The organism is Campylobacter concisus, from assembly GCF_002165785.1.
In the GTDB taxonomy this organism is placed as follows: Bacteria; Campylobacterota; Campylobacteria; order Campylobacterales; family Campylobacteraceae; genus Campylobacter_A; species Campylobacter_A concisus_W.
The window spans coordinates 52450-66640 of sequence record NZ_NDYO01000003.1 but is presented as its reverse complement, the minus strand read 5'-3'; the positions used below and the strand labels follow the sequence as shown (position 1 = coordinate 66640).

General features: G+C 44.0%; 14 protein-coding genes. 5 read left to right on the top strand and 9 right to left on the bottom strand.

Annotation, left to right across the window (positions count from 1 at the left end):
• The first annotated feature begins 157 nt into the window (after nt 1-157).
• Nucleotides 158-583 carry an HAD family hydrolase gene (locus B9N62_RS02300; protein ID WP_307772219.1) on the top strand — a complete coding sequence of 142 codons (426 nt, stop codon included), beginning with the start codon at nt 158-160 and terminating at the stop codon, nt 581-583.
• A gap of 58 nt (nt 584-641) precedes the next feature.
• Here B9N62_RS02300 and B9N62_RS02295 read toward each other — a convergent pair whose 3' ends face one another.
• The 7 genes from B9N62_RS02295 to nifJ form a co-directional block, all read right to left on the bottom strand.
• Nucleotides 642-1352, bottom strand: a complete 711-nt coding sequence (locus B9N62_RS02295; protein ID WP_087584190.1) for an aspartate/glutamate racemase family protein — start codon at nt 1350-1352, stop codon at nt 642-644.
• Between the two features lie 680 nt (nt 1353-2032).
• Complete coding sequence (locus tag B9N62_RS02290; RefSeq protein WP_087584189.1) at nt 2033-3178, bottom strand: toxin-antitoxin system YwqK family antitoxin; 1146 nt, start codon at nt 3176-3178, stop codon at nt 2033-2035.
• 107 nt (nt 3179-3285) lie between these two features.
• Entirely contained in the window at nt 3286-3528 is a 243-nt protein-coding gene (locus B9N62_RS02285; RefSeq protein ID WP_257640168.1) for a hypothetical protein, read from the bottom strand.
• Nucleotides 3529-3695: 167 nt separating this feature from the next.
• Complete coding sequence (locus B9N62_RS02280) at nt 3696-4448, bottom strand: DUF4198 domain-containing protein (RefSeq protein WP_087584188.1); 753 nt, start codon at nt 4446-4448, stop codon at nt 3696-3698.
• Between the two features lie 362 nt (nt 4449-4810).
• On the bottom strand, nt 4811-5311 hold the full coding sequence (locus B9N62_RS02275) for a DNA-deoxyinosine glycosylase (protein ID WP_087584187.1): 501 nt from the start codon (nt 5309-5311) through the stop codon (nt 4811-4813).
• A gap of 52 nt (nt 5312-5363) precedes the next feature.
• Nucleotides 5364-5969, bottom strand: a complete 606-nt coding sequence (locus tag B9N62_RS02270; RefSeq protein WP_087584186.1) for a LemA family protein — start codon at nt 5967-5969, stop codon at nt 5364-5366.
• 177 nt (nt 5970-6146) lie between these two features.
• Nucleotides 6147-9749, bottom strand: a complete 3603-nt coding sequence (gene nifJ, locus B9N62_RS02265) for a pyruvate:ferredoxin (flavodoxin) oxidoreductase (RefSeq protein WP_087584185.1) — start codon at nt 9747-9749, stop codon at nt 6147-6149.
• A gap of 169 nt (nt 9750-9918) precedes the next feature.
• On the opposite strand from nifJ, the gene B9N62_RS02260 reads away from it, so the two are divergent.
• The 4 genes from B9N62_RS02260 to fldA all read left to right on the top strand — a co-directional run bounded on the left by B9N62_RS02260 (nt 9919) and on the right by fldA (nt 12746).
• Nucleotides 9919-11082: a sugar transporter gene (locus B9N62_RS02260; RefSeq protein WP_087584184.1), complete on the top strand. Its 1164-nt coding sequence runs from the start codon at nt 9919-9921 to the stop codon at nt 11080-11082.
• A gap of 132 nt (nt 11083-11214) precedes the next feature.
• Nucleotides 11215-11526, top strand: coding sequence for a DUF2325 domain-containing protein (locus B9N62_RS02255; protein ID WP_002939277.1), 312 nt, complete (start codon nt 11215-11217; stop codon nt 11524-11526).
• Between the two features lie 3 nt (nt 11527-11529).
• Nucleotides 11530-12243 carry a UDP-N-acetylmuramate--alanine ligase gene (locus tag B9N62_RS02250; protein ID WP_087584183.1) on the top strand — a complete coding sequence of 238 codons (714 nt, stop codon included), beginning with the start codon at nt 11530-11532 and terminating at the stop codon, nt 12241-12243.
• A gap of 11 nt (nt 12244-12254) precedes the next feature.
• Nucleotides 12255-12746, top strand: a complete 492-nt coding sequence (fldA, locus tag B9N62_RS02245; protein ID WP_087584182.1) for a flavodoxin FldA — start codon at nt 12255-12257, stop codon at nt 12744-12746.
• 28 nt (nt 12747-12774) lie between these two features.
• Here the strand turns inward: fldA and B9N62_RS02240 are convergent, their stop codons facing one another.
• A complete protein-coding gene (locus tag B9N62_RS02240) occupies nt 12775-13512 on the bottom strand; it encodes an amino acid ABC transporter ATP-binding protein (protein WP_087584181.1) in 738 nt (245 codons plus the stop codon).
• Entirely contained in the window at nt 13512-14180 is a 669-nt protein-coding gene (locus tag B9N62_RS02235) for an amino acid ABC transporter permease (protein WP_087584180.1), read from the bottom strand. Before B9N62_RS02235 ends, B9N62_RS02240 begins: the two co-directional genes overlap by 1 nt.
• Between the last annotated feature and the right edge of the window lie 11 nt (nt 14181-14191).

The following is a 14191-nucleotide window of genomic DNA, read 5'->3' as shown; positions in this document are numbered from 1 at the left end:
TAAAATATTCAAAATATAAAAGATGCAAATATTTGGTTTGATAAAAATTCAAATGATGCCAGTAGCAAGTTATTTTAGTATTTACTCCCTCGGGAGTCCGTTTTTACACGACTTATCGCTGATTAGCTTACCCGCTTCGTCGTATTTTTTGGCGCGGATGAGCCTGCCGCGCACAAACTCCCCTTCGGCTTCGAGTTTGCCGTTTGCAAAAGACGCCGTAGGTTTGGCGTCTAGTATTGTCGACGTCGGCGTAGTTACTACGAAAACGTCGAAATTTTCGGAGATCTTGCTTAAAAATTTAGGGGTCTTAAATTTTATAAAAGCGGTGGTAGGTCGCGACGACGTGCTAAATCCAAAACCTAACGCAGAGCCCGTAAATTTAGCTCTCGCAAAACTTGGAAAAGATAAGCGAAACGCATTTATGATAGGCGATATGCAAATGGATCTAATGGCGGCAAAGAACGCCGGCATCAAGGGTATCGGCCTAACTTGCGGATACGCGGATACGCAAAGCCTAAAAGAGCATTCGGATTTAATCTTTCAAAACGCTTATGAAGCGGTAAAATTTTTAGCAAGCAACTAAAATTAGTGGATCTTATTAAACGACCTTGCTTACCGCTCGGCTAAGTCATTTCCTTCGTCTAGCGACCGTTTTGATTAAGCATCGACAGCGCCGCCTCAACTGCCGCGTCAATGTGTATCTGCGTCGTATCAAAAAGTCGCATATCCGTATCCGCCTGCGATACCAGCATGCCTATCTCGGTGCAGCAAAGTATCGCTCCTTGCGCGCCGCGCGACCTAAAATCCTCGATGATGCGCAAGAAATTCGCCTTTGAGCTAGGCGCAATTTTGCCGTAGCAAAGCTCCTCAAAGATGACACGATTTACTTCCGCCATATCCACCGCGCTTGGCAAAAGCACCTCCGCGCCGCCCTCTATCAACCGGCTTTTGTAAAAATCATGCGTCATCGTATAAACGGTTCCAAGCAACCCCACTTTGGCGACGCCGGCGTTTTTTAGCGCTTTTAGCGTGGCATCCGCGATATGCGCCACAGGTACGCCAACGGTGCTTTGCACGGCGTCAAAGCACCTGTGCATCGTGTTTGTGCAGATGAAGATAAAATCAGCCCCGCCGCCTTGCAAAATCCTCGCGTGACGCGCCAAAATTTCGCCCGCGTCCTCCCATCTGTTTTCGCGCTGGCAGGCCTCGATCTCCTCGAAATTTACGCTGCTTAGCAGTATCTCCGCGCTGTTTAGCCCGCCTAGACGCTCGTTTATTTTGCGATTTATTTGCTCGTAATACGTTATCGTAGACTCAAAACTCATCCCGCCGATTAGGCCGATTTTTTTCATATTTGCTCCTTAAATTTCGGCGATTTTACGATTTTAAATTAAATTTGCTCTAAATTTAAATTTAGCCCGCTGCGTTAAATTTGGCTACAAACGCCTAAAATAACGAGCATAAATTAACTGCATAAATTTTTTAGCCTACGACGAAAATGTGGTCAAATTTTAGCGCGCTAGCGACCTAAATTTGCGTGTAAATTTTATCGGCTAAAAGCGGCGTTTTGATTACTTTGCTGGGACGGATTAAATTACGGCTTTTCGGTTTGGCAAAGCTTTATCTTTTTGCAAGGTAAAATCGCCTGCAAATTTTACCCGTTCGCGTCCATAAGCCTCGCACCTACGTTTTGGAGTGCTTTGCCAGAGTCGCTTCGGCGTCTTTTAAATGCTAGCTTGACACCCAAACCGCCTCTGTTTTACGTCAGCAAATGCCAAAACCTGCGTTTTGCCGTCAAATTCGCGCAAATATCGCCGCTTTACGTTTTAGCGCTTTAATCTTGCGCCGTAAAATTTAAGCGCCGTTTGCGCGGTAAAATTTATAAAATTTCGCGGATTTTTATCGCTTCGCCGCTTTTTGAGCTTTGTGCGCCAAATTTCCCCTGCCAAAGCGATATAAACGTTAAATTTGCGGCTAAAAGCTAAAATTTAAAGAGCGAATTTAAACCTCAAAGGCATAAGTTTAGCTAATTTTACTCCCTCGGCAGTCCGTTTTTATCAGACTTGTCGCTGATTAGCTTACCCGCTTCGTCGTATTTTTTGGCGCGGATGAGCCTACCGCGCTCAAACTCGACCTGGTCCTCTAGTTTGCCGTTTGCGTAGTAGTGGCGCGCCTCGCCGACCTCTAGCCCGTCCTCAAACATCACCCTGGCTTTTAGCTTGCCGTTTGCGTGATACTCCTCGTATAGCCCGTGATAGCGCCCGTTTTTAAACATCACTTTCGCCGCCAGCGCCCCGCTCTCGTAGTAGTCCAGCCCCGTGCCCGTTTGGCGGCCGTCCTTGTACTCGTATTCGCCTTGTAGCTTGCCGCTTGGGTAGTATTCGCGCGCGACGCCGTCCTTCTCGCCGTCTTTGTAATTTTCTACTACGCGCGTTTTGCCGTTTTCGTAAAATCGCTTCCAAACGCCGTTTTTGCGGTCGTTTTTGTATTCGCCCGTCTCCTTCACGTCTCCGCTTTCGTAGTACCACGTCTCCGCGCCCTCTCGCTTGCCCTCTTTATACGTTCGCACACCGCTGATTTTGCCGCTTTTGTAGTAGTCGACGTCCTCGCCGTTTCGCAGCCCGCCGACGTATGGGCTACGTGCGCTAACCTCGCCGCTAACGTAATAGTCGGTAAATACGCCCTCTCGTTTGTCCGCCTTGAAAATGCCCTCCTGCTTTAACGCGCCGCCCTCGTCGAAGTAGTAGCGGCGGTAGAGACCGTCGCGGACGTCATTTTTGTATTCGCTCTCGCCCATCAGCGCACCGCTATCTGCGTGGTAGTGCTTCGCCGTGCCCTCGCGGACGCCGTTTTTTAGGGGATATTCGTTTGAGGGCTTATCCCTGCCATCAAAATAGTCCCTGTACCGCACCGCCGTGCCGCCCTGTACGTCTATCTCGCGTATGAGCTTGGGCGGCAGAGGTTTTAGCCTCGGATAGACCATGCCCATCGTATTTACGTCATATAGGTCCTCGACGCTGTAACGAAGCATCTTTAACGTGCCGTCGTAGGGCTTGCCTTTTACGTAGTAAATCCCGTTTTTTAGGCTCGCTTCGGGCTTCATTACGACTTTTGGCTCCAGCGCCTGAGCACCGATGGCTAGAAGCGGAAGTAGAAATAGAAATTTTAGGATTTTCACGGTTTTTCCTGTTTTGTTTTATTTGGGTAATTTTAAAATTTGAAACTAAATTTAAGGTGAAGGCGCGATTATTTCGGATGAGTTAAATTTTAGGACTTGCGTCAAATTTAGCCGTCTTTTAGCGCCCCTGCGACGACTGCCCACTCTTGCGCGAGCCTTTCAAAGCCAAAATTTGCGTTTGCCGAGCTAGTCGAGGGTAGTTTGAAGGGCGGTTTGCCCGTTGCGTTTAAAATTTGAGCTTTTAGGTATTTTTCACAAATTTCGTGGGCTTTGCCGCCGTTTGCGAATATCTGCGCTATGTGCGCTCTGCTAAAGATCGGCTCTAAATTTACAGGCACAACGGCAGTCATTTTGGCGTCGCTCGAGCCCTTTATCTTATACGATGTCGCCAGCGGGTTTGCGGATTTGCGTAGTAAAAACTAAATTTACTGGGAAAATTTAGTTTAAAATGCAAAAGAGTAGGGCGCATCTTGCTGCACCCTTTAAGAAATTTAAGATGCGATATTGCAAATTTGATCTATTTTAGCTCAAACGCAAGCGTTGCTGCGATCGTCTCGTCATCGCAAATTTTCGAGTCGGCAAACGGCATTTTATGCACCACTTGTAGTAGCCACTTTCCAGGTTTAAGAGCTAACACCTCTATCGTGCCGTCTGGCTCAGTTTCGCCGTGAAATGCACTTTTTTCTTTCAAGAAGCCGTCAAATGTTCCATTAAGCGTAGCGCTTTCTAGCGGTTTGCCTTCAAATAGAATTTTAACTTTAAACGGTACGCCAACTTTGAAATTTGCCGGATTTTCAAGCGGAACTATCTCTAAACGCTGATTGGAAGGCTTTGTTACAGAGTCGTCCTTTGCGTTTTTGTTTATGACGCCTTTTGCGCTCATGCTCGCTTTTTTGCAGTATTTGGCGTCTTTGATATCCTCTTTGGTTTTGCCCATGTGCCATGTGCCATCGCTAGCTTTTGTCCAAAATGTAGGCTTGTACTCGCCAGCTATAAGGTAAGAGCCGTTTTCAAGCTTGCCTCTTTCGTAGTGGTAGTTTTCGCCGCTTTGTTTTAGGCTAAGCTTTTCGCCATTTTTGGCTATGATGTACGGGGCTTCAAATAGTCCGGTCTTGTTGTCTGGTATCTTTTCAACTGTCGGAAAATCGTCCGCATAGCCGATATCAACGCTAGTTACGTCCTTGCTGTTTCCAAATAGCCAAAACTCATGAGCCAAAGAATGGCTGCTAAAAGCCGCCAAAGCCAAAAGTGCAAATAAATGCTTGTTCATTACCTATCCTTTTAGATTAAAATGTCTATTTTTATGTTTCTAATATATGCCACAAAAATATTTTTAAATTTCTACATAACTAAATTTTGCTACTGCTTTAACAAATTTAGTAATCAAACCTGATTTTGTTCATTTAAATTTATAAAATAATACAAGTATTAAAAATACTTGAACCACTGAAAAATTTAAGTCAGTGGTGCAATTATATCAAAATAATAATCAATTTCGATATAAAAATAATTTTTTGTTTTGAAATGACAGCATAGCTAGTTAAATTACTCAATAAGATAAATTTTACTAAAAGACTAGTGTGAAACCAATAAGCATAGAGATCAAAGACGAAGCTGTTTTGAGTTTTTGATCTACTTTAAGGCCTCAGCTATCGCCGACCATTCGCTTGCAAGTTTATCTATACTAAATTTGGCATTTGCAGGGCTGGTTGATGGTAGCTTTATCACTACATTTTTGGTCGCTTTTAAAATCTCGTCTTCTAAATATTTTTTACAAATTTCATAAGCCTTACCGCCGTTTGCGTAAACTTGCGCTATGTGCGCTCCGCTAAAGATCGGCTCTAAATTTGCAGGCTCGACGGCGGTCATTTTAGCATCGCTTGAGCCTTTTATCTCGCAGGATATCGCAGCGTCGTAGATGGCGATGCGGTGTATTAAGAGAAAACTTATCTTTTCGTCCGTGCTTTCTGGTAACGGAGCGTTTAAAATCCCGGCCAATACTCGCCAGAAGCGATTTTGCGGATTTGCGTAGTAAAAGCCAAATTTACGAGAAACGACGGAAGGAAAGGAGCCGAGGATTAAAATTTTAGAGTTTTTATCGAAAATCGGTTTAAATGGACTAATTTGATTCATCTGTCTCTTTTAAAATTTTAGCCATTCAAACCATTTATGATTTTATAAAAAGTTACTCTTTTTGGTTTGGATTATTTGAAATTTTATCGTTAATCATCTTTTTCGCATTCATTGCAATATCGGTGATTTTCTTATTAGAGTCACTTAAAATTTCTTGTATTCTAGCCGAATCATCTTTTTTAAATATTTTTAAATTTTCGCTAAAGTCCTCATCGTTAATGTCAAAATAAGCGACTGATTCAAAAGATAGTTTTGAGGCTATTAGGACTTGTGGAAATGCATTTTTATAAGAATTATAGCTTTTAACCTCAGCATTGTAGCTCTCACGTTTATTTAGGAGTTCGCTCTCGATTTTTTCTAACTGCGACATTAGCATTTGATATGTTTCGTTAGCCTTTAGTTCCGGAAAGGCTTGAGCCAAAGCAGCTACTTTTGCGATTCCATTTCCAGAAACGCCAAGTTGAATCATTTGTTCGCTACTTGCATAATCTTTAGCTATATCTATTATTTGATTTGATAGATCTAAACGTTTTTTGAGCGTAGCTTGGATATTTGCGAAGCTCTCTCTGATGTTTTGCATCATTGATTGTAGTTTATTATATATTTTAATAATATAAGCCGCTAAGGCAATAACAACGACAATTATAGTAATAAGCATTTTTGCTCCTTTTTACTTATTTTAAAATATGCGATTTTGACTTTTTACGACTTAATTTCACTTTAAGGATTTAGAAACTTGCTTATTTTGTTTATGGGTTATTTAATTTTTTTAAGTGAAATTATCTAAAAAAGAAAATTCTCCCACATAATAAATTTAAGTGGGAGAATTCGTGCCTTACTCGGCTACGCTGCCGGCAGAGGTATCCTCGGCGCTCTCTGGCGCGCCAGACTCAACTTCATCGCTAAAATCGGCTAAAGATAAGCGTTTTAGCTGGCGGTAGCGTCTTTGCGCGTCGGCCTTGTTTTTAGCCAGCAGCTCGTCGGCATGCTCAGGATTTGTCTTTTTAAGCGAGTTGTAGCGAACCTCGTTTAGCAAAAACTCCTCGTAAAGCGACCAGTCAGGCTCTTTTGAGGTCATTTTGAGCGGATTCTTGCCCTCTTTGATTAGGCGCGGGTCGTAGACGTAGGTCGGCCAGTAGCCGCATTTGGTCGCGAGCTCGCCTTGACCGCCGGAGTAGGCCATACCGCCCTTGATACCGTGCGCGATACACGGCGAATACGCGATCACGAGGCTAGGTCCATCGTAGGCCTCGGCTGCGGCAATAGCTTTTATCGTGTTTGCCTGGCTGGCGTTTGAGTTGATCTGCGCGACAAAGATATTTCCGTAGGTCATCGCAATGTAGCCTAGGTCTTTTTTCTGCATCGGCTTGCCGCTAGCGGTAAACTGCGCTATGGAGCCCGCGCGGCTTGATTTTGAGCTCTGGCCGCCGGTGTTTGAGTAGACCTCGGTGTCGAGCACGAGCACGTTTACGTTCTCGCCGCTAGCTAGCACATGGTCAAGCCCGCCAAAACCGATATCGTATGCCCAGCCGTCGCCGCCGATGATCCACTGAGATTTTTTGACGAGATATCTTTTTAATTCTAAAATTTCTTTTACGCCATCTACGCTTAAATTTTGCTCCAAAAGAGGGGTTAAAATTTTAGCGATTTGCGTCGTTTTCTCGCCGTCGTTTTTATGCGCGATCCAGTCGGAGTATAGCGCGGCTAAAGCGTTTGGCGCGGTATCTTTGGTGCGTAGCATTACGTCTTCTATACGGTGGCGCAGCGTCTCTACCGCGACGTTCATACCCATACCAAACTCCGCGTTATCTTCAAATAGCGAATTTGCCCACGCTACGCCCTTACCGTCTTTGTTCGTCGTATAAGGCGTCGAAGGCGCGCTACCGCCGTAAATCGAGCTGCAACCAGTCGCGTTTGCCACTATCATACGGTCGCCGAACAGTCTTGTTACAAGCCCTATATAAGGCGTCTCGCCGCAACCGGGGCAGGCGCCGTGAAACTCAAACAGCGGCTGCGCAAAACCCACGCCCTTGACGCTTTCTTTGCTCATCAGGTCGTCTTTGTAGGTAACCTTTTTAAACAGATAATCGGCGTTTTCCTGCTCGTTTTTGTCCATTTCCTCGGCTAGCGGCACCATGACGAGCGATTTTTCCTTGCTCGGGCAGTTTTGAGCGCACAGTTCGCAGCCGGTGCAGTCAAGCGGGCTAACTTGGATTTTATATTTTAGCCCTTTTGCCTCTTTGCCTTTGGCGTCTAGGACATGATCTTGCACGGTTTGCGGCGCGGCAGCGAGCTCGTTTTCATCGATGAGAAACGGTCTGATGACCGCGTGCGGGCAGACGAAGGCGCACTGGTTACACTGGATACAATTTTCCTCGATCCACTTAGGCACCATCACGCCGATACCGCGTTTTTCGTATTGCGTCGTGCCTGATTTAAAGTGTCCGTCTTCAAAGCCAACAAACGCCGAAACGGGCAAGCTATCGCCCCTGGCGGCATTTATAGGCTTGACGATTTTTTCTATAAACTCGTCGCCGACGTATTTTTCATCGTTAGCGGCGTCATCCGTCAAATTTGCCCAGCTAGGATCGACCGCGACCTTAACTAGCCCGTCTGCGCCCATATCGATGGCCTTGTAGTTCATCTCCACGATCGCTTCGCCCTTTTTGGCGTAGGCTTTATGCGCGTACTCTTTCATGTATTTTTGGGCGTCGGCAAACGGGATGATGTCAGCTAGCTTAAAAAACGCCGACTGCATGATGGTGTTCGTGCGGTTTTTTAGTCCGATCTCGCGAGCTAGCTTAGTGGCGTTGATGATGTAGAAATTTACCTTTTTGGCGGCTAAAATTTTCTTTGCTTTATTCGGCAGTTTAGCGACCGTCTGCTCGGCGTCCCAGATCGAGTTTAGCAGGAACGTCCCCCCTTCGCGGATACCGTCTATGACGTCATAAATTTCAAGATACGCCGCGACCGAGCAGGCTACGAAGTGCGGATTTGAGACGAGATAGGTCGAGCGGATCGGATTTTTACCAAAACGCAGGTGCGAGCGCGTATAGCCGCCTGATTTTTTGCTATCGTAGGCAAAATACGCCTGCGCGTAAAGCTCGGTTTTATCGCCGATGATTTTGATGGAGTTTTTATTGGCTCCCACGGTACCGTCCGCGCCAAGGCCGTAAAATAAGCACTCTTTCACGCTTGCGTCGCTTAGCGAAATTTTCTCGCCGACTTTTAGCGAAGTAAAGGTCACGTCGTCCTCGATACCGACGGTAAAGCCGTTTTTGGGCTCGCTTAAATTCAGATTTTCAAAGACGGCTAGCATCTGAGCAGGATCGACGTCCTTTGAGCTTAGACCATAGCGTCCGCCCACGATCACGGGCTGATTTTTGCGTCCGTAAAACGCCGCCTTGACGTCCAGATATAGCGGCTCGCCTAGGCTTCCGGGCTCTTTCGTGCGGTCTAGCACGGCGATCTTTTCTACCGTCTCAGGCATCACGTCAAAGAGGTATTTTAGGCTAAACGGACGATATAGATGCACTTTTAGCACGCCTACTTTTTCGCCCTTTGCGCGCAGGTGATCGACGACTTCTTCTAGAGTTTGCGTGACAGAGCCCATCGCGACCATGACGCGCGTAGCGTGCGGATCGCCGTAATAATTAAACGGTCTATAATCGCGTCCCGTGATTTTTGAAATTTCTTTTAGATACTCGGCCACGATATCAGGCACGGCGTCGTAGTAGCGGTTAGCTAGCTCGCGCGTCTGGAAGTAAATATCGTCGTTTTGCGCCGTACCGCGAGTTTTCGGGCTTTCGGGGCTTAGCGCCTCGTCTCTAAATTTTTGCAGCGCGTCTCGGTCTAGCAGTCTATCAAAGTGCGCATAGTCAAGCACCTCGATCTTTTGTATCTCGTGGCTCGTGCGAAATCCGTCGAAAAAGTGTAAAAACGGCACGCGACCCTTGATCGCCGCTAGATGCGCGACGCCCGCGATATCCATGACCTCTTGCACGGAGCCGCTTGCTAGCATAGCAAATCCCGTCTGGCGACAGGCATAAATGTCCTGATGATCGCCAAAGATAGAAAGAGCCTGAGCTGCGATAGAGCGCGCGCTCACGTGGATGACGCCGGGCAGCAGCTGGCCTGCGATTTTGTACATATTCGGGATTTTTAGCAAAAGGCCTTGCGAAGCCGTGTATGTCGTAGTTAGCGCGCCTACTTGCAGCGAGCCGTGCACGGTGCCCGCAGCCCCACCCTCGCTTTGCATTTCGACGACTTTAACCGGCATGCCGAATAGATTTTTCTTGCCCTGAGCCGCCCACATATCGGTGTAGTCAGCCATCGGCGAGCTAGGGGTGATCGGATAGATGCCCGCAACCTCGGTAAATGCGTAAGCCGCATGCGCCGCAGCCTCGTTTCCGTCCATAGTTTTCATTATTTTAGCCATTTTTCCGCCTTAAATTTTCTTATGTTTTTTAAAAATCTTTTATTATAGAGCTAGTTTCCAAAATATACTATTAATCTATGTCATTAATAAATTCTGAGAATTTTGCCTTTTAAATTACTAACTTTAAGCAAAATTCCATTACCGTAATGAAAAAAATTAAGGATAAAATTTGATAAGTGTTCATAGGGTGGCCTATTTAAGGGTTATAGCTCTTGCTTTTTGTGCTTTTATATTTAACACTACTGAGTTTGTTCCAGTACCACTTTTAAGTGATATTGCAAAAGACTTTGATATGAGCACGGCTGATACTGGCCTTATCATTACGATTTATGCGTGGAGCGTCACTATACTCTCTTTGCCACTTATGCTTTTGACTGCAAATTTAGAGCGAAGATCTCTTCTTTTAAAGGTTTTTATCGTATTTGTTGTAGCTCATACTCTTTGTGCCTTTGCTTGGAATTTTAAAATTTTAATTATTGCTCGGTTGATGATAGCTATTGCCCATGCCATTTTTTGGGCTATCACTGCTTCACTTGCTGTTAGGCTAGCACCGATAAATAAAAGCTCGCAAGCTCTTGGATTGCTAGCTCTTGGTACATCGCTAGCGATGATACTTGGTCTGCCACTTGGAAGAATTTTAGGTGACGCACTTGGCTGGCGTGTGACCTTTGGACTGATCGGAATTTTTGCTGTTGGTGTTGGAGCTTGGCTATATAAAATTTTACCACTTTTGCCAAGCAAAAACTCAGGCTCGCTTAAAAGCTTGCCAGAGCTCGCAAGAAATGGCCTTTTGATGGTCGTATTTTTACTAACGGCAATTATCATAAGTGCGCATTTTAGCACCTATAGCTACATTGAGCCATTTGCAAAAGATATCAGTGGCTTTGATGGAAAATTTATCACAATATTCTTGCTTATATTTGGTGTCGCTGGTGTAGTCGCAAGCCTGCTTTTCTCTAAATTTTATAAGCTCATTCCAAATGCATTTTTTGCAATTTCTATCATGCTTATTTTATGTTGCTTGCTTTTGTTAAATTTTATTGCTAAAAATGAAGTTTTAATGCTAGTTTTGGCCTTTGTTTGGGGGCTTGGCATAGCTGGTGTAAATATGAGTTTTCAAATAAAAGTGCTAAATCTTGCCTCAAACGCTACTGATGCTGCAATGGCGATATTTTCGGCTATTTATAACATAGGCATCGGAGCAGGGGCGCTAATAGGGCGTCAGACGATAGTTCATTTAGGCGAGCAAAATATCGGCAATGTCGGTAGTTTTTTTGCCGCAAGCGGACTTATCATATTTTTGTTTGCGGTATCTAAGATTAAAAGAGTTTAGATGTTTAAATATCTAAGTAAAACGTTACAAATTTCTACATATAAGTGATAATAAATATCATAACTAAGAAAAATTTTAGTTAAGCTTCCTTATAATCATTATCAGAAAATGAATAAATTTTAGGAGCTTATTATGTCAGTTTTAGTTATCGGTGCAGATGAGATAACGCCTATCAAGGCAGTTTTACATGATTTGGGAGCTGAGAAGATAGAACACTGGGATGCTAGAAATGAAAACCGCGTAAATCGCAAGCCGATCCCTCAAGATACCGAGTGTGTGGTGATGCTAACTAGCTTTTTAAACCACAACACTATGAAGACTATTAAAACTCAAGCAAAAAAGAGAAATATTCCAATTGTTTGTGCAAAAAGAAGCGTTAGTTGCGTATTTTGCGAGTACTGCAAGGTCTTTGGGCTAGATAAGGAATTTGGATGCAAAGAATAATCAATGAGATTCGGGCTTTTATCAGATATTGGCGAAATAACTCCAAGTATTTTTGCAAAGCTTGACAAGCTTTCGCGTGCGAAAATTTTCATCGCACTTTATAATGTTGGCGTTGAAAGCGAGCTAAAGATCCCGCTTTCTTACGCTAAATTTCTAAATTTCAAAGACATTTTTGAGGCTAGGATAAATTTCTTACTGCGTGATAAATTTTTAAATTTCAAACCAGTTGATAGCTTTTGCATACCTTCAAATGTCGTTATAAATGCTTATTTGAGAAATGATTTTAAAGGGTTAAAATTTGTAGCAAAAGAGCCAAAGATGGCAGCTGCAAAGATGATAAAGATGCTTTATAGAAGCGGAGAATTTGAGTTTTTCATTGACGCAGCGCAGATGTTTTGCCAGTTTGTTTATGATAAAATACGCCTCCGCCATCAGGACAAAGAGGTCGTGCTAAATGGCGGTGTCATCTCGGTCAAAAAAGATGGCAAAAATTTACTCAGCGTCATGCCAAGCTTTAAAAGGGTGAGCTTTGATGATATGAGAAATTTAAACGACGACATCGATGCAGCCGTTTGCGCGCTTGGTAGTGAGTGCGAGATGGTATATATCGTTTGTCCTAGGAATGAGGAATTTAGGCGGCACGTTGAGGTTAGGCACTGCTTTGCAAGAGGGTGTATAAAGCTCGTGCCTTATACGATTATTAGTAAAATTTTTTAAAAAGGATAAAAATGATAGGTATAATTTTTGGAAGTAGCATGGGAAATACCGAAGATGCAGCAAAACTTATAAGCGAGGGCTTGGGGCTTGAAAACGAGCTTTTAAACGTCTCTGATGTGGACGCAGCAAAGATAAATAGCTTTGATAAGCTCATCCTTGGCACATCGACTTGGGGCAGTGGCGATCTTCAAGATGACTGGGACGCGTTTGACTTTAAAGCGTTAAATTTAAGTGGCAAAACGGTCGCTGTTTTTGGCATGGGCGATAGCGAGAGCTACTCAGATGAGTACTGTAACGGCATGGCAAAGCTTTACGATGAGGTCGTAAAAGCTGGCGCAAAGGTAGTTGGCGAGGTTAGCACTGATGGATATACATTTGATGGCTCTGATGCCGTAAGAAATGGTAAATTTGTAGGTCTAGCGCTTGATGCTGATAACCAAAGTGACAAGACTGAGGGTAGAATTTCAGCTTGGATAGAGCAGATAAAACCATACTTTGCGTAACAAATTTAGCTAGATTTTCTAGCTAAATTTATATATCCATAGCCGAGATGAAGCTTTTTATCCTCTCATTTTGGCTGTTAAAAAACTCATCTATTAAGCCATCAAAGGCGATCACGCCTTTATCTAAAAACAAAATTCTATCAGCTATCTTTCTAGCAAAATTCATATTATGAGTGACGATGATCATAGACTTTTTCTCTTTTGCAAGAGATAAGATGACCTTTAAAACTTCAGCCTCAAGCTCTGGATCAAGCGCACTTGTAGGCTCGTCAAGTAGCAAAAAGTATGGATTTACAGCTAGCGCTCTAGCGATGGCTACACGCTGTGCTTGTCCGCCTGAGAGCCTGTTTGGATAGGTATCTTCTTTGTGGCTAAGACCAACTTTGGCTAAAAGCTCTTTTGCCTCTTTTATAGCCTCGTTTTTATCCTTTTTTTGAACGTAGATCGGAGCTTCGGTGACATTTTGAAGCGCTGTTAGGTGCGGGAAGAGGTTGAAGCTTTGAAAGACCATGCCCGTTTTTTTACGAATTTCTAAAAGCTCTTTTGAGCTTAGCTTCTCTTTAAAATTTACACTCCTATCATCTACCTCTAAAGTGCCACTTTGTGGGATTTCAAGTAAATTTATGCACCTAAGAAGCGTTGATTTGCCACAACCAGATGAGCCAACTATCACGGTCGTTTGCCCCTCTTTAAAGCTTGTATTTATGTTATCTAGCACCAAATGATCGCCGTAAGATTTGCTTATATTTTTAAAATTTATAGCCATTAGACATACCTTGAGACAGCTTTTTCAAGCCTTGATTGAAGATAGGTTAAAAGTGTGCAAACCACTAGATAGATGAGCGCTGCTAGGATGTAGAGGATGAGTGGCTCAAAGGTCCTTGCCGCGATCCTTTGAGCGACCATAAACATATCTACCATCGTTATAGAAGCTGCTAGTGAAGTGTCTTTAACAAGGCCTATAAATGTGTTTGAAAGCGGTGGCAACGAGATCCTCACTGCTTGAGGTGCGATGATGCGCTTTAAAATTTGATAGTGCGTCATGCCAAGCGATGTGGCAGCCTCCCACTGACCCTTTGGCACAGAAAGTATGGCAGCCCTTACAGACTCAGAAGCATAAGCGCCCACGTTTAGGCTAAATGCGATAGTCGCCGCACTCCAAGTATCAAGCGTGACACCGATGCTAGGAAGCCCGTAAAATACGATGAAAAGCTGCACAAGAAGCGGCGTACCGCGAAATATCCAAACGTAGGTGGCAAATATAAATTTTAAAATTTTTATATTTGAAAGCCTTGCTACTGCTGTGATAATGGCGATGACAAGCCCTAGCGAAAACGAGAGCAAAGTAAGCGGGATCGTCACCTTTAAAAGTGCGATGATCATCGGTAGTGTTGAGCTTGAAATAAGCTCGATCACTCTATCTAAATTTTCCATTTTTGCCTTGT